We start from the raw sequence: 22769 nt of genomic DNA, 5'->3' as shown, positions 1-22769 counted from the left end.
GAAAATAACGATGGATATAATTCTTTCTTTTGTAGAAAATAACTGGGTAAGCATAACCGGCGCAATTATAGGGCTGGTTTTCCTGTATCTGGAATACAAGGCAAATGTATGGATGTGGGCGGCAAGTATCGTTATGGCTGCATTCTATATCTATATATTCTATAAGACGGGCTTGTATGCCAGTATGGGGATTTATATCTATTTTTTTCTGGCCTCAGTCTATGGATGGATAGTATGGATCATGCGTAACAGGGACAAAGATTCGGGAGCGGAGATTATTACCCATGTCGGGAAACGATTTATTATTCCCATTATCTTAGGAGTGATAATTATTTCGTTGTTGATTTATCTTATTCTGATACAATTTAGCCACAACCCGTCCTTTGTTACTATCGGGGATGCCCTTACCACATCGCTCAATATTGTCGCGTTGTGGATGATCTCCCGTAAGTGGGCCGAGCAGTGGTTGCTCGTAATACCTGCGAATGCTGTATCAGGCATATTATTATTCGTACAACAAGATATTATGTCCGGTATATTATTTTTCATCTTCTTTATCGTTTCTATTTTTGGATATATCAATTGGCGAAAGATGATTATCAGATAATTAAGGATTTTAAAATAAACTAAAGAAAATATATAAAAGTCATATTTTTCTCAATAATAGATTATTCCTATTATCTTTACAATTCAAAATTGTAGGCAAAGCATTAAATGAAGATTTTCCAGATCATAACAGTTTCAGAATATGGGGGAGCGCAGACGATTGTGGCAAATCTGGTTAAAACTTTGAGTTCCGAACACGAACTATTTGTTTTATATGGAGGAGATGGTGAAGCGTGGAACGCTTTAGGAAATAATTTTACAAAAATAAAATTAAATAATCATCGCAAGGAGGTTTCGATAAGAGATATAAGTCTGCTCTTCAAACTATATTATTATAGATTCAAATATAATCCCGATGTAATACATCTTCATTCTTCGAAGATGGGTGTATTGGGACGTATTGTCTTCAGTCGTAAAAAAACAGTATATACGGTTCATGGATTTGACTCGATACGGAAAGCGTTTAATCGTTTTTTGGTCGTCGAACGTTTTCTCAAAAACAGTGTATATCGAATAATAGGGGTCAGCCAATACGACGTAGATAGTATGCGTGAGGAAGGTATCTATAAGAATGTAGAATGTATATACAATGGCGTTACGGACCAGTATCTGGAGCAAATTGAAATAAAGGACCGGATTACGACAGAACTGGACAGATTGAAATCATCCTATTCTAAAATAGTAATGTGCATATCCCGTATCTCAAAACAAAAGAAATTTGACCTTTTCCTTGATATAGCGAAACAAATGCCGCAATATGCCTTTGTGTGGATTGGAAATAAAACAGATATGAATGACGTTCCTTCCAATGTCTTTTGCTTGGGTGAGGCACATCTGGCATGCTCCTACCTGAAATATGCAGATTTGTTTATACTGCCGTCCAACTATGAAGGACTACCCATGTCCCTGTTAGAGGCATTGGCTTTCGGAGTTCCGGTGGTTGCTTCGGCCGTAGGAGGTATAACAGAGGTCCTTGACGGTAAAAATGGATTTGCTGTAGATAATGATGTAAATCTCTTTACAGAAAAAATAGAATACATCTTTTCGGATGAAAATATAAAAAAAAGTATGTCAATACATGCAAGACAATCATATCTTGCTAACTTTACAATCGAAAAAATGGTAGACGGATATAAATCCGTCTTTAACGCAATCCTTGCAAATAAAAGATGAACAAGCCTCTGGTCTCGGTATTGATGCCTTGTTACAATGTGGAGAAGTATGTGGAAGAATCGATGAACTCGATTTTGAATCAGACATATACCGATTTGCAGATTGTAGCAATTAATGATTGTTCTACTGACAATACCGGCCGGATATTACATGAACTGGCAAAAAAAGATTCCCGGATAACGGTCGTGGAAAATGAAGAAAATCTGAAACTTATAAAAACACTGAATAAAGGAATCAGCCTTTGTAAAGGTGAATACATCGCCCGCATGGACGCGGATGATATAGCTTTGCCTACCCGTATAGAGAAGGAGGTCGCATTCCTGGAGAGAAATAAAGAACATGATATTGTCAGTACACTTTTTTATGCTTTCAGAACAGAGAATGCCGGTAAACGGGATTTGCATCACAGCCCTCTGAAAGATGAAGAATTAAGGGCATATTTGCTGTTTAAATCGGGAATTTGCCATCCGGCTGTAATGATCCGAAAACGCTTGTTCACAGAATTAGGACTGAGTTTCGAGCCTGAGTATCTTCATGTCGAAGATTATGCTTTATGGTCTAAAGCTATGTATAAAACGAAACTTGCTAATATTGGAGAACCTCTTCTTTTGTACCGTGTTCACCAACATCAGGTGTCGTCATTAAATGAAGAATTACAGACAGATAATAAGAAAAAAGTTTTTAAAATCCATTGTTTCCGTCTAGGCTTACCTACAGACGATGATTTTCTGGAAATATATTCATCCGTAGCTGAATGTGTACCTCTGCATTCATCTTTCAGGTATTTAGACCAATGTGAAGAGTTTATGCTCTCATTAATTCGGGTAAACAGGGATAACCCATTTTGTGATGCGGCATATCTTGAACGCATGCTATCAGTTCACTGGCTCCGGTTATGTGCAAACTCGCGTCTGGGATTGAAGGTGCTGCGCAGGTTGAAAGAGTCTCCATTGTATAAGGAAGAGAATTATACCTCAAGAGATTTTGCTATTCTTTACACAAAGTGTACTTTTAAACTCAAATATAGAAAGTCGCTTATTTACAAATTTGTATTCAGGTAATATATGTCCAAGCTAAAGCAGATTATACCGATGTTTTTGCCGTTGATACTGATGTTTTACTTCATATATCCGCAGGCACTTGACGTACGGGGGTCTTCCTTTATTCTCTTATCCGGGGTATTGGGGCTGGGGCTATACACTTATCATAACTTTCCATTCAGGGAGGTGATATATGTAATAGCCGGCTTGCTTGTGATGCTTTTTATATTTTACACTTCGGGGTGGCTGAATAATATGAGTGACCCTTATACATTTGGTTATATCAGAAGTCAGATAGCATGGTTCTTTTCGGCATATCTCGTTATTTTCTCCATATATAAGATACATAAGAAACCCTCGTTCAACACAGTTCTACTGTATATTGCCGCAGCTATAGGATTGCAGGCACTGATCACATTCGGAATGAATCAGAGCGATGCTATACATGATTTTTTCTTTTCTATACAGATGCAGGCCGAATATACAGAAGATGTTATGGAAGAAGGAGGAAGTCAACGGCTTATGGGGTATGGTATCGCCTTCTTTGGGGCAGGGGTCATAAGCGGGATAGGACTTATTGTAATTTCCTATCTGCTAATGAGGCTGAAATTAAACAGTATAGGTTTTATTACATTAGCCCTGCTATATGTCTTTACCTTCTATATCGGTCTGTTTATGGCTCGTACAACAGTTATCGGGGCTGCTGTTGGCTTGGCCGTCATCGGAATTTTATACCTATGGGATAATAAATCGGAGAGAAAGCAGGCGAAGATATTTCTGATTTCTTCCATTTTTATGATGGCAGGAGGATATATTTTTGCGATGTTTTATTTTCCACATTTTTCTGATTGGGCTTTTGAGCTGTTTACAAACTTTATAAGAACAGGTAAACTGGAAACCCGCTCGTCTAACGGATTGGAGGAAATGTTTCTGATTCCGAAAGATTTGGATACTCTTATTTTCGGTTCCGGAAGAATGTCTTTCTTTGGAACAGATGTCGGATACTCGCGAATGCTCTTCTGGGTAGGGGTTCCAGGGACTATTTATTTTTATTGTTTTGCAATGTTCGTAACCCGGCTTTATTTAACTAAAGACTGGGCCGTAAACCTGATGTCGGCGGCGATAATTGTCTATTCATTAGGATTGAATGTGAAAGGATGGGTCGATCTAAATCTGATTATATATCTGTTCTTCTTTTATTTCATGTTCTATAAATACTATATCTATATACCAAGCCGTAATATAGGAACGAGGACCCTGGCTAGCTTCAGAAATGAAAAGAAAATAAGAAGCAGGAAATCGACCATATCATAAGTAGCTGAAAGCAAAAAGAGATTTAGTCACAACTAACCGTGGTTCTTATATATAAAAGGAATAAACAGGTCAGAGACCTTAATTAAAAAATAATGAAAGAGTGTATTATTTTGGCAGGAGGCTTTGGTACACGTTTGCAGTCTGTTGTGAGCGATGTACCTAAATGTATGGCCGAAGTTGCCGGAAAACCATTTTTACAATACTTATTTGATTATGCAGCTAATGAGAAATTCGATCATCTGATATTGTCATTAGGATATAAATCTGATATTGTTATCAATTGGCTTGAAACACAAAACAGGCCTTTCGAAATTTCATATGCAGTAGAAGAATATCCTTTAGGTACAGGCGGGGCTATAAAGCTGGCATTCGGAAAAGTAAAAGGAGAAGAAGCCTTCGTTATAAACGGTGATACATTTTTCGATATCGACTCCGGTCTGTTTTTGGATTTCCATAGAAGTCATGGAGCTGATCTGTCGGTTGCCCTTAAGCCAATGGCCGACTTTGATAGATACGGTTCGGTTGAACTGGATGATAATGAGCGTATTGTCTGTTTTAATGAAAAGCAGTACAAGAAAGAGGGGTTGATTAACGGAGGTGTATATATAGTGGCAAAGAATCTGTTTACCAGATTACCTTTGCCTGAAAAATTTTCTTTTGAAAAAGATATAATGGAGTCGCACATCGGCGATATAAATATATATGGTTGTTCGCAAGATAACTACTTTATAGATATAGGAATACCTTCCGATTTCGAAAAAGCGAATGTGGATTTTTCGAAGAAATAGGAGAGGTGAAAAAGAAAAATGGATAATTTGAAGAAATATAAATACCTTTTCTTAGACAGAGATGGTGTAATCAATGTGGAACGTCCCGGTGATTATGTAAAAAACACATCTGAGTTTGTCTTCGAAAAAGATTCATTAAAGGCAATAGCGCTGTTATCTCAGGCTTTTGATTATATATTTATTGTAACAAACCAAAGAGGAGTGGGGCGAAATGTAATGTCCCTGTCCGATCTGGAACATGTACATAGTCATATGTTACATGAGATAGAAAAATGCGGAGGCAGTATTACCGGTATATACTTTTGTACCGATTTGGATTCTGCGGCTATAAACCGAAAACCAAATGTAGGTATGGCTTTCCAGGTCCAGCGGGATTATCCTGTAGTTGATTTTGCCCAATCAATAATGGTAGGTAACAGCAAATCAGATATTGAGTTTGGTAATAAGCTGGGGATGTTAACTGTATTGGTAGGTGATAAATATAAAAAAGAACATAAAATATATGAGACTGTAAATGCTTATTACGAAAATCTATATAAGTTTGCAGTTAATTTTACAAAATAATAAAAAATCCGGCCATGATTGTAAGAAGTAAGGCGCCTTTCAGATTGGGATTAGCAGGCGGGGGAACGGATGTTTCTCCATATTCGGATCTGTATGGCGGCTGCATACTGAATGCTACTATTAGTTTGTATGCATACGCTAATATAGAGCCACGTAATGATAATAAAATTGTATTTCGTATACCTCAGAATGATGAGGAATATGTGTTCGATTCAGCTTTGGAACTTCCCATATTGAATGATAAGGCGGATCTGATGAAAGGTATTTACAACAGGGTAGTGAAAGATTTTATATGTAAACCACTATCTTTTACTCTTACTTGTGCTTTGGAGGTCCCTTTCGGATCGGGACTGGGAACTTCTTCAACGTTAGCTGTCGCCATATTAGGGGCCTATGCAGAATGGCTTACATTGCCTTTGGGCGAATATGATCTGGCGTATCTGGCATATCTTATCGAACGTGCCGACCTTAAACAGGCCGGAGGAAAGCAGGACCAGTATGCCGCCGCATTCGGAGGATTCAATTTTATGGAGTTCTACTCTGATGATAAGGTTATTGTAAACCCGTTGCGGATACGTAACGAGACAATAAATGAATTATCAAATAATATGTTGCTTTATTATACCAACACAGGCCGTAATTCGGGTGATATAATAGAAAAACAGCAAAAGAATGTAAAAGAACAAAAGGCAAAGTCGATAGAGGCGATGCATCAGATAAAAAATCAGGCATATGAGATAAAAGAGGCCGTTCTTAAAAATAATCTTGACGAAATAGGACATATTCTGCATCGTGGGTGGACATATAAGAAGGAGATGGCAGATGGTATATCTACTCCATTGTTTGAAGAGATATATAATACGGCTATAAACGCCGGTTCGTCGGGCGGAAAGATATCCGGTGCTGGTGGAGGTGGTTATGTCTTTTTCTATTGTCCGGGTAATACACGGTTTGCAGTGTCTAAGGCCTTGGAAAGCCTTGGGGGAAGAGTACAGCAGTATTCTTTTACTAAAAAAGGATTGGAAACCTGGCACACAAAATAAACAGAATGAAGCTGGCTGTTCTTATACGTGTTTATGATAGAATCGAGGATTTGAAATATAATCTTCAGATTATTTCCGATACATGGAAAGAGAATGATTATTATATTATAGTTGTAAGTAACGGGAAGAAAAACGGATACAATATTTTACCCGAATCTATTCCTCATATAAATAAGCTGGTAATACTCGAAGAAAACGCAGGGCACAGGAAAGGTAACTCCCAACTGCTGATGGAAGGGGCGAAGTATATCCCCGCGGATTGTGAATATACGCTGATACTGGAGGCCGATACATGGGTTTATGGGGATAGCATCCAGTCTAAATATACGAAATTGCTGTCGGAGAAGACTGATGCGGTATGGGCCAGCGCCGACTGGTATGATAAGTATTATGCCTTGGCGACAGACTTTGCAATTATAGAAACGAAATATATAAAAGATAACCCCGGAATATTTGATTTTGAGCTTTTTCCGGAATGTCATATCACAAACTTTTTACGAGATACAAATGTTAGATTTATATGGATAAGAGAAAATATGCCGGTGCATGTACCCAGCTATATTCGATACAGCTATCCATATGTACCCAATATAAAAGAAGGACGTTTTTATGTATTCCCAAAATCCAGAACAGTGACTCATCATATCGAGTTCTTGAAAGGTGGGATGGAGCAAAAGAAACGTTATTTTAATATTCTGGCCGATACGGATTATTTTCCGCAGGTGAAATCCGGAAATAAGGCTTGGAGCCGCTTTAAAATGAATTTCTGGATAGGACTGAGCAAGTGTTTTGTAAAACGTAGCTGGTACAGTAAAAAAACATACAAAATTATAGAGTAAGCGATTTTTCTTATTTATGATATTTTCCACATATATATTCACTCTTGTCTTTTTGCCGGCAGTATTGATTCTTTATTTCGGCATGTCACGTTATGTATCCCGGAAGATACAGCATTTACTTCTTATATTCGCATCATTAGTATTTTACGGGTACAACCATATTTCTTATGTATGGCTTATCCTTATTTCCATATCTGTCAATTACATAATGGCAACAGGGGTGCAGAATGCCGTGAAGCCTCTTTTTAGAAAGGTCTGTTTTGTTACCGGAGTTCTGTTCAATGTTTGTTTACTGGGATATTACAAATACTATAATTTCTTTCTGGATAATATCAATACTTTGTTTGATACTGATTTTGTTCTCAAACAGATCATATTGCCATTAGGGATCAGCTTCTTTACCTTCCAGCAGATAGCATACCTGATAAGCGTGAATAAGAGGCAGGAAAAAGTGCCCGGAGTATTGGATTATGTTCTTTTTATCACCTTTTTCCCTCAATTGGTAGCAGGGCCTATCGTCTTTTCTCAGGATGTAATGGCTCAATATCAGGATGATAAGAATAGGTTCTTCAATATAGATAATTTTGCACAAGGGCTTTTTATATTTATTATCGGCCTTTTTAAAAAAGCTGTTGTAGCCGATACGTTGAGTATTTTCTCGGGGAATGCTTTTTTTGATCCCAATCACCTGACTTTCGCCAGTGCATGGCTCGGTTCTCTGGCCTATACATTCCAACTATTCTTCGACTTTAGCGGTTATTCCGATATGGCAATAGGCTTGGGTAAAATGTTTAATATAAACCTGCCTGTGAATTTTTATTCACCATATAAGTCGAAAAGCATTACCGAGTTCTGGAAACGATGGCATATTACACTGGGGCGATCTTTGTTTGTCCTTATTTATATTCCGCTCGGAGGTAACAGGAAAGGATATGCCCGTACCTGTTTCAACCTTTTTGCGGTGTTCTTCGTCAGCGGGCTTTGGCATGGAGCTGCATGGACGTTTGTACTATGGGGTTCGTTACACGGGCTTGTCCGTGTATTTGAGAAGATATTTGACAAGCAACTGGAAAAAATACCTGACTTGATAAGGATTTTCCTTACTTTCCTGTTTGTGAGTTCGGCACTGGTGCTCTTCCGTTCATGGACAGTGAGCGATGCTCTGATAATGCTGAAGACGATGTATATTCCGGATGTAATTTCGTTTGACGGAATATCACATCTGGCGTTCAATACCACATTGGCTTATCCGGATATTATCCAGTCGATATTTGTAATCGGAATTCTTTTGATAGTGTCTTATTTTGTATTCCTGTTCCCGAAAAACAGCATCGATTTGTATAATGAATTCAAACCGAAGCCGAAAATAGCTATATTGTCGGCCGTTCTGTTTTCAATAGCTGTAATTCATTTTTCGAAAGTGGGTGCTTTTATCTATTTCAATTTTTAGCAGATTATGGATATATCAGGTAAGAAATATACATCTAAGAGCTTTCTGACAGCATTTGCGATATCAGCAGTTTTAGTGCTGTTCATAATCGGGCTGACTTGCTATATAGTAGACCCATTCCTTCAATTCAGGGTAAATCCTAAATCTCGTTATATATTGAATCCCCGTTTTGTAAATGGAGGGTTGGCGAAGAATTATGAATACAATACGGCACTTATAGGTTCATCGATGGTACAGAGTTTCAATATCTCTACTTTGCGTAATGCAAATGAAGGGATGAAACCTGTAAAACTGTCTTCCGGAGGTATGAATCTGGCAGAAATGGAACTGTTGTATTCAATAGTACAGGAGAGAAATGTGAAGAATATTATAATCAATGTCGATATGCCTTTTTTCAATCAGGCCGGGGTTGTATCCCGTTATCCGGGCTACCTGTACGCAGACGGCTTTATGAACAAGCTGCAATACTTGTATAGCTACGAGGCTCTGATACAATATATTCCTGTCGATCTGGGGCTAGAGTTATATTTTAAGATAAAGGATGGGAATCTGCCCGATGTATATAAAATGAAAACAGATCTCGATCAGATAGGTACCGAAAGTTATGCAAAAACTTATAGTGCCGAATTTGTAAAAAACTATTATCTGGCAGGAAACAGCGTATTATACCAGCATGTGGAAGATATGGAGGGGCGGATGGATAGGAGCCTGACTTCCTTTATTACCAATCTGGAAATAGATAAACACAAGGATGTGAATTACACATTTATGTTCCCGTCCTATTCGGCCTTGTATTGGTATCATACGCGCAGGCATAATTATTATAACCAGTTTCTCGGTTTTGCGGCTAAGTTTACCCGTATGGTAGAGAAGTACGATAATGTAAGGGTAGTTTCTTTTCTCGACAGGACTGAAATCACAGACCTGAACTATTATGGGGATGTTACCCATTTTAGTCCCGCTTTGGGTGATACTATAATGATGAATATGTTTAATCCTGAGTTTGAAATCAATTCTTCGAATGTGGATGTGATGAGACACCGGGTGGATAGTCTTGTGGATGTATTTATTGAAAAAAATAAAGACTGGTTGCCAAAATAAGGGTGCAGGCCTGTTTTTCACTTTGGTATGTATAACAACAAGAAGTAGTTGTATTCTAAAATGTATAAAAATAATTTCTATTACTTAAAGTTTATATGTTTGTAGTCAACGGACGATATCTTACACAAAAGCCAACAGGCGTTCATCGTTACGCATTTGAAATATGCAATAAATTGGATGAAATGGGTGTGGATTTCCATGTAGCTATCCCTCAGGAAATACATCCCGATTACAAGTTCAGCTTCAAAACGGTAAAGTGCGGTTCGCTGAAGACTCATTTGTGGGAACAAATCTCATTGCCCCGTTATCTGAAAAGTATAGGTAATCCGTTGCTTGTCAGCTTTACAGGTTGTGGCCCATTATCTTATAATAACCAGATAATGACAATCCACGATGTATCGCATGAGCGTTACCCCGAATGGTTTTCGAAGAATTACTACCGTTTTTATCATTTTATGATGCCCCGCATAGGCAAAAAAGCGCACGCGGTACTCACTGTAAGTGAGTTTTCTAAAAATGAGATTGTAGATACATTAGGTATAGAGGCAGCTAAAATACATGTGATACATAGCAATGTCCCGTTTCATAATAAACCTGCGCGGGAAGAAATCTTGAATTATAAGCCTGATCCGGACAGCGAAAAATACATAATCGCAGTATCATCTATGGACCCCCGTAAAAACTTCAGCCGTTTGGTAGAGGCATTCGATAAGATAGACGATAAATCTGTAAAGCTATATATTATCGGCATGTCATTTAAGGCGTTCAATACTCCTGACCTGAAAAAACTCATAGGAGAGAATGTGTATCTTCCGGGTTATATTCCTGACGATCAGTTAAAAAAGATGTATCAGAATGCACTGTTGTCGGTTTATCCTTCTCTGTACGAAGGATTCGGGTTGCCTCCCTTGGAATCTATGACCTACGGCTGCCCGGCAATCTGTTCCGATATTCCAGCTCTGCGTGAGGTTAGCGAGGATGCCGCTTTGTATGTAGACCCTTATGATGTGCAAGATATGACATCGAAAATAAACCGATTATTGAAGGATCAGGATTTAAGGCAGGGATTTCGTCTTAAGGGGCTGGAACAGATAACGAAATACTCATGGGATAAGTCTGCCGGGCAAGTTTTTGAGCTAGTGCAGAAATATATGTAAAAAGCTTCGATAGAAAAGATCAGGCCGGGGGTAGAGTATACTTCCGGCCTTGTTATGTTTACATTTTTGGTTTATCTATATGGTGAGCTTAACGGATTATCGCTCTTTGAAATTTTTTGAACCTGTAAAACAGAGAGGCGCTAAAAAGTAACAGTAAGAAAAATCTGTAAGAAGTGTTACTTTTACATACGCTTTGCTCCTGTGACCGTTGGTTGTAGCTTTTTCCGAAAAAGTTACAAGTTACTCTGCTATACGGGCAGTTACGAGTTATAAGCGTTTAGGCTAATGGCTAAAAGCTGAAATATGTGTTACTTTTGTTACCTTTTGGGTAGTTGTAGAAGCGAAATGTCTTTCGCTCGTCGATCATTGCAGGCGAAAGATATTTGGCCCCTACAAAAGCCATAATAACTGTTACCTTTGTTACTTTTTAACTAAATATAGTTGAGAATATGAATTTAGAATAAAGGGTCAGTCGTGGGATAAAAAGCAAATCTGAACTTAGAGGAATTATTGATTTTTCATTCTTCATTATTAATTACTTTCTGTTACTATTTCCACTCAAAATTTACATTATGATTATTACTGTAGTTCCTCGCTGTGAACAAAATAGAATATACCGGAAAATATGTTCACGGATTAACAAATCATTTTACTTTTTAATCAAAAACGCATTCCATTTCTTTTGAAAATCCCTTTATTTAATCTATTTTTGCATGACAATAGAAAAAAGCAATTGCATATGGTTATTTTCTATCACTATCAGCTAAAAATTTAACTATTCTAAATAACTAAAAACAATTTTAATTTATGAGTTGGTTACTTAAATCTTCTATTGGTAAGAAGTTGATAATGAGTATCACTGGTATCGCTCTTATCTTGTTTTTGCTGTTTCACGCTTCGATGAACGTGACGGCTGTATTTTCGGAGGATGCCTACAATACCATCTGTGCTTTATTAGGAGCTAATTGGTATGCTGTGGCGGGAACTGCTGCTTTGGGTGCACTTGTTGCCATCCACTTCATCTACGCTCTTATTCTGACTTTACAAAACCGTAAGGCCCGCGGAGGTGATGCTTATGCAGTAAACGTGCGTCCTAAACATGTGGAGTGGGCATCACAAAACATGTTTGTACTGGGTGTGATTGTCATTGGTTTCATGGTGCTTCACTTTAGCCAGTTCTGGTATAAGATGATGTTTACCGAACTGATGGGACATCACGAAGTGGCACTTGGTGGCGAAATGGTTTCTCCTCAGGATGGAGCCGCTTTTATCAAGTATTATTTCAGCCAGACTTGGGTTGTGGTCGCATATCTTGTTTGGTATGTTGCATTGTGGTTCCACTTATCTCACGGATTTTGGAGTGCAGTTCAAACTATCGGTTGGAACAATCTGGTTTGGATGAATCGCTGGAAAGTGATCAGTCAGGTACTTGCCACTATTATTTGTCTGGCATTTGCTTTTGTAACCATCTACTTTTATGCAAGACATTTACTTTGTCCGTTTTGTTAAGTAGGCACTGATTATTTTTGTTAAAGATTAAAAGAAAAACAGATATGAGTAATATACTAGATCCAAAAAAAGATTCAAAAATACCTGAAGGGCCATTGGCAGAAAAATGGACCAACTATAAGGCACACCAGAAATTGGTGAATCCTGCTAACAAACGTCGCCTCGACATTATTGTAGTAGGTACAGGCCTTGCAGGAGCATCGGCAGCCGCTTCTCTTGGAGAAATGGGCTTCAATGTGCTTAACTTCTGTATTCAGGATTCTCCCCGCCGTGCGCACTCGATCGCAGCACAGGGAGGTATTAATGCTGCAAAGAATTATCAAAATGATGGTGACTCGGTTTACCGTCTTTTCTACGATACTATCAAAGGTGGTGACTACCGTGCCCGCGAAGCAAATGTTTACCGCCTTGCCGAGGTTGCAAACAGTATCATCGACCAGTGTGTGGCTCAGGGAGTTCCTTTTGCCCGCGAATACGGAGGCTTGCTTGACAACCGTTCGTTCGGTGGTGCACAGGTGTCGCGTACATTTTACGCTAAAGGACAGACCGGACAACAGCTGTTGCTGGGTGCATACTCTGCATTGAGCCGTCAGGTACACAAAGGTAGCGTGAAACTATATACCCGCTATGAGATGCTCGATGTTGTTCTTGTCAAAGACAAAGACGGAGAAGAGCGTGCGCGTGGTATTATTGCCCGCAACCTTGTTACAGGTAAACTTGAGCGTTTCGCAGCACATGCGGTCGTTATTGCTACCGGTGGATATGGTAATACATTCTTCCTTTCTACCAATGCAATGGGCTCGAACGGTTCTGCGGCTATTCAGGCTTATAAGAAAGGCGCTTACTTTGCGAATCCTTGTTTCGCTCAGATTCACCCGACATGTATTCCTGTTCACGGTGAATTCCAGTCTAAACTGACTCTGATGTCAGAATCGCTTCGTAACGATGGCCGTATCTGGGTTCCTAAAAAGAAAGAGGATGCTGAAGCTATCCGTGCAGGCAAACTGAAACCGACTCAGTTGAAAGAAGAAGACAGGGATTATTATCTGGAAAGACGCTATCCTGCCTTCGGTAATCTTGTGCCTCGTGACGTTGCGTCACGTGCAGCTAAAGAGAGATGTGATGCCGGCTTTGGTGTAGGTTCTACAGGCCTTGCCGTTTATCTTGATTTCTCTGATGCTATCAACCGTCTTGGAAGAGACGTGGTTGAAGCCAAGTATGGTAACCTGTTCCAGATGTACGACAAAATTGTAGACGAAAATCCATACGAAACACCGATGATGATTTATCCGGCTATCCACTACACAATGGGTGGTATCTGGGTAGACTATGAGTTGATGACTTCGATCAAAGGTTTGTTTGCGCTTGGTGAAGCTAACTTCTCTGACCATGGAGCTAACCGATTGGGGGCATCTGCTCTGATGCAGGGACTTGCAGACGGATATTTCGTATTACCATATACAATCCAGAATTATCTGGCCGACCAGATTTCTGTTCCTCGCTTCAGCACCGATCTGCCTGAATTTGCGAAGACAGAAAACGAGATTAAAGAAAAGGTTGCCAAGCTGATGAATATCAAAGGACAGCGTTCTGTCGACTCTATTCATAAAGAACTGGGACTTATCATGTGGGATTTTGTAGGCATGGGCCGTACAAAGGAATCTTTGGAAGCAGCAATTGAGAAATTGAAAGCTGTGAAAAAAGAATTCTGGTCAAATGTACGCATACCGGGTGAAGCTACCAGCCTGAATACAGAGCTTGAAAAAGCATTGCGTTTAGCAGACTTTATCGAGATAGGCTTATTGATGGCATATGATGGATTGAATCGTAATGAGTCTTGTGGAGGCCACTTCCGTGAAGAATACCAGACACCGGAAGGTGAGGCTATGCGTGATGATGAACATTATTCTTATGTTGCCTGCTGGAAATATGAAGGTGAAGAGCAAGCTCCTGAGCTTGTGAAGGAACCTCTCGACTATGAATTTGTAGTTAGACAACAAAGAAACTATAAAGCGTAACTTGTAACTCAGAAAAACGATGGAAAAATTAATCAATATAACATTAAAAGTTTGGCGTCAGAGAGGTCCTCAAGAAAAAGGGGCTTTTGAGACATATCCATTAAAAGGCATTTCTACAGAAAGTTCTTTTCTTGAGATGCTGGATATTTTAAATGAAAACTTAATCAACGAAGGCAAAGAGCCTGTCGTGTTCGACCACGACTGCCGCGAAGGTATCTGTGGTATGTGCAGCCTTTATATAAACGGACATCCTCATGGGCCGGACGAAGATATTACAACATGCCAGCTGCATATGCGTAAGTTTAAGGATGGCGAAACCATTACAGTTGAGCCTTGGCGTTCGGCAGGTTTCCCTGTTATCCGCGACTTAATGGTGGACCGTACTGCTTTCGATAAAATCATGCAGGCAGGAGGTTATGTTAGTGTAAATACCGGAGGTATACCTGATGCTAATGCAATACCTATTCCTAAGACAGATGCTGACGAAGCTATGGATGCGGCATCATGTATCGGTTGTGGAGCATGTGTTGCTGCATGTAAGAACGGATCGGCTATGTTGTTTGTATCGGCTAAAGTAAGCCAGTTGGCACTTCTTCCACAGGGACGTGTAGAAGCAGCACGCCGTGCGAAAGCAATGGTTAGCAAAATGGACGAACTTGGCTTCGGTAACTGTACAAATACACAGGCTTGTGAAGTACAATGTCCGAAGAACGTATCTATTGCAAATATTGCCCGTATGAACCGCGAGTTCCTGAAAGCAAAATTTAAAGACTAGTAAGTTTTGATTATAGAATTGAAAGCGGCTATCAGAAGATAGTCGCTTTTTGTTTTGTATATTTGACGGGAAACTTTATCTATACTATTTTTGAGAAGGTAGTAATGCATAATGGATAAAAAGTAGAAAAATGATATGAACAAAAATGTTTAAAAAGTCATTTATCAAGTTTTTTAATTGGCATATAGATTGTTCGTTACCTTTTACTGTATCTAGTTGACAAAAGTGAATTATAATTATATATAGCATGAGAGAAATATTCTTTTTATACTTCGTTGTTATCTCTGTTTTGGCAATTTTAATGTCATCCTGCAATCCATTTAGTATAGAACCAACCACTATCAAAGAAATAGTAAACGATGATATGACAGTGAAATGGCTGGGCAGGTCTACTGCTTTTGCCGAAGTACCTGATATAGTTATAGCCGAATCGGAAAAAGTAAGCGACACATTGTGTATTGCCGAAAATATTACAGAAATAAGGTTTAATACAAATATTTTTTCCGAAGGAAATGAAATAATAATCGGATTTTCGGGAGCACCCCGCAGGTATGGCAAACCTACCGAGGTAAAAACAAGTGCGTTGGGCTATAAAATCTTACTTGATACAAACTATATAAAGGGAACTGACAAGAACGGCAGAGTGAAAGTTTTTCATGGGGGAAAAATCAGTAAAGATTGTGAAGTAAATCTGCTTACTACCGCATATACACGATATACCCTGCCTGATAGAGACATTATACTAGCCGAACATATACTGGAAGAAAATATCGATTATATCCGGACAAATCAGCCGGAATTATCAGAACCGGTTATCGCTGACAATCTGGATAAATATATGAGACAATATGTAGGCTTTATTAATAATTATAATCAGGAGGTAATAATTTGGATAAACTTTCTAAAGAAAGATAGTGATATACTAAGTGTAATAAATACAAAACATTTAAATGAGGGTATTATTCATGTAGATGATGGGGGTAGTAATTTTTGGTCAGTCTATATTAATCTTACTAAGAAAGAATTGTTTAATATGTCTGTTAACGGCGTTGCATAATCCTTATGAAAAAAATAAAAATAAATATGTCACTTAAATACGCAGTAGTAGGTACCGGGGCCATAGGTGGTTATTATGGTGGTAAATTAGCTAATTCGGGACAGGAAGTTCACTTCTTGCTTCATTCCGACTATGAGTATGTAAAACGGAATGGTCTGAAAGTAGATTCCGTTCATGGGGATTTTTACTTGAAGTCGGTACACGCATATAATTCAACATCGGATATGCCGAAATGCGATGTCGTACTTGTTGCCTTAAAAACAACAAATAATAAGTTACTAAAAGAACTTTTGCCACCTCTGCTACATAAAGATACGGTAGTTATACTTATTCAGAACGGCTTGGGACTGGAAGCCGATTTACAAAAAGATTTTCCGGGACTGAACATTGCCGGAGGACTTGCTTTTATCTGTTCCAGTAAAATAGGAGAAGGGCGCATAGGGCATTTCGATGAGGGGCATCTCAACATTGGCTCCTATTCGTGTACCAATCCCGAAATATTAGAACAGGTATGTAATGATCTCATACAATCTGGTGTAAGAACACAGGTGCTCGAACTGGAGAAAGCCCGCTGGATGAAGTTGATCTGGAATATCCCTTATAATGGTATGACAGTTGTCATGAATTGCACCACAGCTAATTTAATGAGTGATCCGGTTATGGTAGATTTACTTTACAGCATTATGCTCGAAGTTGTGCATGGAGCTAATTCTGTTGGCCGGGGCAGGTTTTCTATACCCGAAAGTTATGCAAGGGACATATTGGAGATGACACGGCATATGACACCATACTCTCCCAGTATGAAACTGGACTTTGATAATCGGAGGCCTATGGAGATAGAGTATATATATTCGCGTCCTATTTCCAAGGCTCAGAGTGTGGGTTATAAAATGACGCGGATCACTATGTTGAGAAGTCAATTACAGTTTGTAGAAGCACAGTATTTATTCTGTGATAAATAGGATATGGAGTGGCTGACGGTTGGAAATCAGCCTTTTCTCTATTTGTATAAGTTTATAACACTTTTGTAGAAATTACACCCTTAACTAAAAACAAGCGGCGTATAAGAGATTTATCCAGAAGCATTTCATCATAATATTCGGTATTACGTGGAATAAGCCGCAACAGAGCGTTATTCTCATTTACAGTTCTTAGATATTTAATTGTTGTGTATTTATCAGTTACGATCAGGTACATTTCTCCCGGGAGTATCAGATGCAGATTTATTTCTTTCAGTGCAACTATTGATCCCGATGGTATCTCCGGCTTCATTGATTCTCCGACAAAGAGTGCTGCAAGATCACAATTAGCTAGTGATGGCACCTCTATGTAATATAATGGTTCGGGAAGAGTGATTTCGGTCTGTGCATCCGAGTCCATTATTATAGAATCATAGAATGGTATTTTCTTTTTAGATGAAGATTTCCTGTTTTCTTCAGATTCGTTGATATACATCGTTCCTTCCCCGGTAAGTAACCAGGCTTTACTTATGTTGCAATACTTTGTTGTAATTTGTTCTGCCAGATCCTTGCTTATTGAATTCTTGCCTTTTTTTATGCGGTACAAGTTTTCAGATCTTTTCAGACCTATTGACGTTGCAAATTTATTGATAGAGAGATTAGTCGATTCTATGACTTTTACAAGTCTATCCCAGTTGTTGTTCATTTTCCTTTTACAAATTTTAAAATAATATCAAAAAAACTTTTATATACAATATAAAATTGTATATTTGCAATCAAATATTGCAATGGTAGATATTGTTTATTTATCTACAGAATATATAAACAAGTAAAGTTAGATAATTATCGTAGAAACATGTCTTTTTGATATATTTTAATATTTAAAAACAACATATACAATCACATAAATAACTGAATTGATAAACAACTAATTTATTAACAACTAGCTTTTTTATTATGAAAAAACTTAAGTTTTATATTCCTGTATTGGCAATAGCGTGCGCAGGGATTGTATTTTCTACAACATCATGCGTTGATGACTCCGAGTCGCAAAGTGTAACGAATCTGCGTGGAGCTAAGGCAGACCAGTTGAAAGCAGAGGCTGCTCTTGCCACAGCACAGGCTGAAGCTGCCAAAATAGCTGCAACGGCCGAAGCTGCATTGAAAAATGCGCAGGCCGAAGCTGCAAAAGCACAAGCTAAATTAACAGAAGCGGAGGCTGCGTATAAGGCCGCGCAAACAGAGGCCGATAAAGAAAAATGGGCTGCCGAGATAGAACTGGCAAAAGAAGCTGCAAGACAAGCGAAAGCGCAGGCTGATGTTGCTGTAAAGGCTGCTGAATACCAATTGGCGCAAATGAAGCTCCAGGCAGAAATAGAGCTCCTCAACTTACAGAACCAACTGGAAATGTTGAAAAATGACGATCCGGTATTGGTAGACGCTATCGGCAAGTACAGTAATTTTATCGGTCAGGTAAATGCGAAAAAAACGCAGATAGCTGAGAAGAATCTAACTTTGACTAAGATGAATGCCTTGCTGGCAGACAAGACTGCTTCAAAAGAGGAGGCCGCAGCAACCCAGATTAAATACAAAAACGAACAGATTGCGTCTGTTACAGAGGCTATTGAAGCAAACAAGATTGAAATTGCAAACTGGAATGTCCTTCTGGCTAAAGGCGGAGCTGATATCGAAGCTGAGATTGCCGAATTGAAAAAACAAAGGGATGATCTTGTCTATAACAAGTCTGTAGTTTCCCATAAAGCCTTGCAGGCTGCTACCGATGCGTCTGAAGCCGCATATCAAGAGGTTATGGATTTCAGAGATCTCAATACAGTGAAAACGTGGTTATCTTATGATTATGACAAGCAGATACAGTTGGTAGGGTACTATACTGTAGGCGAATTGAAAAACAGGTTGACTGACGAGAAGACTTATCTAGCCAATATGGAGAAGTCTCTGCTGGAAATGGAAACTAAATATAATGAAGCAGAGAAAAATATAGAAAGCCTTTACAATGCTTACCTGGCAGCTCAACAGGCTGTGGTTAAAGCTGAAGCTGACAGAGATGCCGTTTATGCTAATGTGGCTTCTACCCAGGATCAAAAAGATGCCGCGGATGCAGCTGTTACAGCAGCTTATACAGCACGAGGTGTTGCTTATACAAAATATACAGATGCCCAGAGCGATTTGGATAGCTACCAAAGCTCAATCGTGTATTATAAAGAATACATCGCTGACGCGAAATCTGGTATTGCAGACCTGGAGACAGCTATAGCTGCTTATAACAATGATTCGAATGCGCCGCGTACTTTGGAAACAGCTTATTACACAGCGCTTACCGCAAAGCAGGACGCTCAGGATGCTTATAGCGACCTGCAAGCCGAAATCAGCGCATTGGAAAGTGAGATGTATCAGTTGAGCAATATATATTATAGTGAAGGTTACACTACTTCGGCTAGCATTGATTACATAAAAGGCCAGATCGAATATCTTGAAGATACCAACATTGATAACACCAACTATATTGCACAATTGAACAGGGATATTAATGAAATTAAAGAAAACAAAACTGTTGATATCGCTCTCCTGAAACTTGATATCTCAGAGTTGGAAGCTGAAATCGCTAAACTTACAGTCGAACTGGGCGTAGCTCAGAAACAAGCCGATGCTGCAAAAGCTATAGTTGACGCAAGAACCAAGTAATTACGAAAAGTAAACCTATTCGGTAATGAGTTGAGGAAACAATATTCCTTCCTCAACTCATTCTGATAAAAAACAGAAGCTAAAATGAAGAAAATATTATGTTTAACAATGCTCCTGTCCTTTGCTTTTTCGGCTTTTGCTCAAAACTCAAGTGACGTGGCTCCGAAAAAAGGCGACTGGATGGTTTCGGTCAACTTTGGAGTCGGGTCATATATCGGGACAGACGCTCCGGCTCCCAACAATCCGGCCTATACGTTGTCGGCATCTACATCGGCATGGTTCGATAAGAATCCGATACTGGATATAGAAGGCAGATGGTTTGTGTCGGATAAGTGGGCGCTAAAATTGACGGGAGGATTTAATTTCAGCCACAATCCGGCTTATAATGAAGTTACCGGTACTGGCTCAGAAGCCGGTGATATTCCTACCTATAATGCTGTACCTGGCAGAGACAATATCCAATTCTCGGTAACAGTAGGTGCGGATCATTATTTCAAAACGAAATGGGATCAATTGCATCTGCGTGTAGGAGGTGAATTCGGTTACGCTTATGGCCGTGTATCTGCAAATGCCGAAGATAGTGAAGACTATCTGGGTGCAAGTGTCGGTGAAGCTTTTGCCTTGAAGGTAGCTCCGGTTGTAGGTGCGGACTATTTTATGAATTCTGCTTTATTCTTAGGATTCGATATTCGTCCGGTGGCTTATCAGTATTCAACTTACAGCATCCGTCCTCAAGCGGGACTGGGATTGCTATCATCAGATAGTCACTCTTTTTCAATCTTATCACAACCGATGATAAAATTAGGAATCAGATTTTAAATGATCTGTTACTAATTAGTTAAGATAATTAATGTGAGAGAGGAGGTTTTCCGTGAGGAAAGCCTCCCTTGTTTTTTATATGGTTACAGATATGAAAAAGTAACAAAAGTAACAGAAACTAATTAATAATTAAAAATGAAAAATTAATAATTCTGTAAGTTCAGATTTGCAGTTTCTCTCACTACTGATCCTTATTCTAATTTCATATTCTCAACGATATTTAGTGAAAAAGTAACAAAGGTAACAGAGAAAGCATTTAAAAATTAAGAATGAAAAATTAAGAATTAAGAATTAAGAACTAACGGTTAGTGGATCTAATTTTTTCCCTCGTAACTCATAACTGCCCGTAGGGCGGAGTGACATGTAACTTTTTCCAAAAGGTAACAAAGGTAACATATATATCAGTTAGCAGTGAACAGTCAGCAGTTAACAATATTTTCTCGCAAAGACGCTAAGTAAGGTGCAAAAGAAAAGGTAACAAAGGTAACAGAAATCAATGTGCCGATTAATCAATTTGCCGATGTGCGAATGTTTTTAACGAAAAATGAAAAACGAAGAACGAAAAATATTTTCACTTTTCACTCTTCACTTTTAGTTTAAAACATTTGCTAATATGCTAATTTACAAATATGCTAATTAATTATGTCAAAGAACTATTTCCTGATGAAAAAATCCATCAGCGATATTCTATAGATAAAGTTTTAGTGGAAGAGTAACAAAAAAGCAGCAATCTAATGACCGCTGCTTACTTATATTTTTTATTTAGTCAGAACCTTTTATCTTCTGTCGCGTGCTGAATAGGTTGCATTAGATGAAGAAGATGATGATTTCGGTTTGCTGGCCTTTGAGACTTTTGTTTTCTTCGGATTCATATCCCCTGCGGCTTTTATCGAGTCATTGATAACCCATAGGCCTTTGTCGAAATCTTTCAGTTGGGTTTCGATGCTGTCTTGTGCATGTTTCAATGCCTCCGGAGTAGTAAATTTCTCTTGCAGGAACTTATTCTCCATATTGGTCGTCTTGTATATCTCCCCTTCGTATAGCCTGAGCCTGAAATAATCGTCGATGGTTTTATTCATTACATTATTCAGGTCGGAAGTCATAATCGGCATACGCGCTGCATATGGCCTTACATATTCGTATGGTATCCAGAATTGCGGTTCACGGGAACCTGTAGCCGATACAGATGTGTCGAGGTCATCGTCACCAAAATAACGTTGGCGGAACAAGACCGGGCATATGGCCACTGTTTTCACTCCCAATACTGAATTCGACTGATCGAAATACCAGGCTTCTTTTATATAATAGCCTAGGGCTTCGTTGCTGGGAATGCTAAACTCGTCGAATGTATAGACGTTGCCGTTTTTCTGATATGGGATTTCAAGCCGGTTGAGCACATCGCCGAAATCTATAATGAGGTTGTCCGTAAATAAATCCTGTCCCTGATTCCAGTCGTATCCGATAAGGCTTCCGTTAGCCATCAGTTTAAAAATCATTGTGTACAGGTTCATTTTCTGTCCTACGGGTTGTACCGGATATAGTAATGCTGCATTTTTTCCTTTGGTCAGGTCCAGAAATCGGTATACTTCGCGTATCCATGTGGCATTTGCCAGATCCTGTGTCTGATTTTCGTTCATCATTTCGGCACGAACGGATAATTGAGGAACCTTAGGGCCATTGTTCTGACCTTGCGCTCCTTGTTCTTGCTGCTGTTTTCGGGCCAGTCTGTCACGAAGCGATTCCTGCTGGTTCTGTGCCTGCATTATATTGGTCAGGCTGAGGATACAGAGCAGTATTGTTGTTATATGGAATATTCTTTTCATTATTTTAGTTACAAGTCGCTTACGCCATTAT

General features: G+C 39.0%; 20 protein-coding genes. 18 read left to right on the top strand and 2 right to left on the bottom strand.

All coding sequences use genetic code 11. The features are described 5' to 3' along the window. The first annotated feature begins 10 nt into the window (after nucleotides 1-10). The 16 genes from pnuC (at nucleotide 11) to HMPREF9455_RS04675 (ending at nucleotide 17396) form a co-directional block, all read left to right on the top strand. Complete coding sequence (pnuC, locus tag HMPREF9455_RS04750) at nucleotides 11-607, top strand: nicotinamide riboside transporter PnuC (protein WP_006798475.1); 597 nt, start codon at nucleotides 11-13, stop codon at nucleotides 605-607. 107 nt (nucleotides 608-714) lie between these two features. Further along, the gene (locus tag HMPREF9455_RS04745) at nucleotides 715-1779 is read left to right on the top strand and encodes a glycosyltransferase (protein WP_006798474.1); all 1065 of its coding nucleotides are present in this window, start codon (nucleotides 715-717) and stop codon (nucleotides 1777-1779) included. Next, a complete protein-coding gene (locus tag HMPREF9455_RS04740; RefSeq protein WP_006798473.1) occupies nucleotides 1776-2840 on the top strand; it encodes a glycosyltransferase family 2 protein in 1065 nt (354 codons plus the stop codon). The genes HMPREF9455_RS04745 and HMPREF9455_RS04740 overlap by 4 nt, the downstream gene beginning before the upstream one ends. Before the next feature lie 3 nt (nucleotides 2841-2843). Then, nucleotides 2844-4133, top strand: a complete 1290-nt coding sequence (locus tag HMPREF9455_RS04735) for a hypothetical protein (protein ID WP_006798472.1) — start codon at nucleotides 2844-2846, stop codon at nucleotides 4131-4133. A 92-nt stretch (nucleotides 4134-4225) separates the two neighbouring features. Further along, nucleotides 4226-4921: a nucleotidyltransferase family protein gene (locus HMPREF9455_RS04730; protein ID WP_006798471.1), complete on the top strand. Its 696-nt coding sequence runs from the start codon at nucleotides 4226-4228 to the stop codon at nucleotides 4919-4921. Between the two features lie 18 nt (nucleotides 4922-4939). Continuing rightward, complete coding sequence (locus HMPREF9455_RS04725) at nucleotides 4940-5485, top strand: D-glycero-alpha-D-manno-heptose-1,7-bisphosphate 7-phosphatase (RefSeq protein WP_006798470.1); 546 nt, start codon at nucleotides 4940-4942, stop codon at nucleotides 5483-5485. Between the two features lie 14 nt (nucleotides 5486-5499). Next, complete coding sequence (locus tag HMPREF9455_RS04720) at nucleotides 5500-6528, top strand: GHMP family kinase ATP-binding protein (protein WP_006798469.1); 1029 nt, start codon at nucleotides 5500-5502, stop codon at nucleotides 6526-6528. A 5-nt stretch (nucleotides 6529-6533) separates the two neighbouring features. Continuing rightward, nucleotides 6534-7367, top strand: a complete 834-nt coding sequence (locus HMPREF9455_RS04715) for a glycosyltransferase family protein (RefSeq protein ID WP_006798468.1) — start codon at nucleotides 6534-6536, stop codon at nucleotides 7365-7367. Nucleotides 7368-7383: 16 nt separating this feature from the next. After that, on the top strand, nucleotides 7384-8817 hold the full coding sequence (locus HMPREF9455_RS04710) for an MBOAT family O-acyltransferase (protein WP_006798467.1): 1434 nt from the start codon (nucleotides 7384-7386) through the stop codon (nucleotides 8815-8817). A 6-nt stretch (nucleotides 8818-8823) separates the two neighbouring features. Next, the gene (locus HMPREF9455_RS04705; RefSeq protein ID WP_006798466.1) at nucleotides 8824-9918 is read left to right on the top strand and encodes a hypothetical protein; all 1095 of its coding nucleotides are present in this window, start codon (nucleotides 8824-8826) and stop codon (nucleotides 9916-9918) included. Between the two features lie 95 nt (nucleotides 9919-10013). Beyond that, entirely contained in the window at nucleotides 10014-11075 is a 1062-nt protein-coding gene (locus HMPREF9455_RS04700; protein ID WP_006798465.1) for a glycosyltransferase family 4 protein, read from the top strand. 807 nt (nucleotides 11076-11882) lie between these two features. Continuing rightward, nucleotides 11883-12584 (top strand): succinate dehydrogenase cytochrome b subunit, encoded by a 702-nt coding sequence (locus HMPREF9455_RS04695; RefSeq protein WP_006798463.1) that lies wholly within the window; start codon nucleotides 11883-11885, stop codon nucleotides 12582-12584. A gap of 44 nt (nucleotides 12585-12628) precedes the next feature. Continuing rightward, complete coding sequence (locus tag HMPREF9455_RS04690) at nucleotides 12629-14602, top strand: fumarate reductase/succinate dehydrogenase flavoprotein subunit (RefSeq protein WP_006798462.1); 1974 nt, start codon at nucleotides 12629-12631, stop codon at nucleotides 14600-14602. Between the two features lie 19 nt (nucleotides 14603-14621). After that, on the top strand, nucleotides 14622-15377 hold the full coding sequence (locus HMPREF9455_RS04685) for a succinate dehydrogenase/fumarate reductase iron-sulfur subunit (protein ID WP_006798461.1): 756 nt from the start codon (nucleotides 14622-14624) through the stop codon (nucleotides 15375-15377). 247 nt (nucleotides 15378-15624) lie between these two features. Continuing rightward, entirely contained in the window at nucleotides 15625-16434 is an 810-nt protein-coding gene (locus HMPREF9455_RS04680; RefSeq protein ID WP_006798460.1) for a hypothetical protein, read from the top strand. 26 nt (nucleotides 16435-16460) lie between these two features. Continuing rightward, a complete protein-coding gene (locus tag HMPREF9455_RS04675; protein WP_006798459.1) occupies nucleotides 16461-17396 on the top strand; it encodes a putative 2-dehydropantoate 2-reductase in 936 nt (311 codons plus the stop codon). A 52-nt stretch (nucleotides 17397-17448) separates the two neighbouring features. Here HMPREF9455_RS04675 and HMPREF9455_RS04670 read toward each other — a convergent pair whose 3' ends face one another. Then, nucleotides 17449-18099 carry a S24 family peptidase gene (locus HMPREF9455_RS04670; protein ID WP_006798458.1) on the bottom strand — a complete coding sequence of 217 codons (651 nt, stop codon included), beginning with the start codon at nucleotides 18097-18099 and terminating at the stop codon, nucleotides 17449-17451. Between the two features lie 251 nt (nucleotides 18100-18350). Here HMPREF9455_RS04670 and HMPREF9455_RS04665 point away from each other — a divergent pair, with 251 nt between their 5' ends. Both HMPREF9455_RS04665 and HMPREF9455_RS04660 read left to right on the top strand, forming a co-directional pair. Continuing rightward, entirely contained in the window at nucleotides 18351-20096 is a 1746-nt protein-coding gene (locus HMPREF9455_RS04665) for a coiled-coil domain-containing protein (protein ID WP_006798457.1), read from the top strand. A gap of 84 nt (nucleotides 20097-20180) precedes the next feature. After that, nucleotides 20181-20915, top strand: a complete 735-nt coding sequence (locus HMPREF9455_RS04660; RefSeq protein WP_006798456.1) for a BT1926 family outer membrane beta-barrel protein — start codon at nucleotides 20181-20183, stop codon at nucleotides 20913-20915. Between the two features lie 776 nt (nucleotides 20916-21691). On the opposite strand, the gene porN is transcribed toward HMPREF9455_RS04660, so the two are convergent. Continuing rightward, on the bottom strand, nucleotides 21692-22738 hold the full coding sequence (gene porN / locus HMPREF9455_RS04655) for a type IX secretion system ring subunit PorN/GldN (RefSeq protein ID WP_006798455.1): 1047 nt from the start codon (nucleotides 22736-22738) through the stop codon (nucleotides 21692-21694). Between the last annotated feature and the right edge of the window lie 31 nt (nucleotides 22739-22769).

The sequence above is a fragment of the Dysgonomonas gadei ATCC BAA-286 genome (genome assembly GCF_000213555.1).
Lineage (GTDB): Bacteria > Bacteroidota > Bacteroidia > Bacteroidales > Dysgonomonadaceae > Dysgonomonas > Dysgonomonas gadei.
The sequence above is the reverse complement of the archived record's forward strand: the minus strand, read 5'-3'. Positions and strand labels throughout refer to the sequence as shown.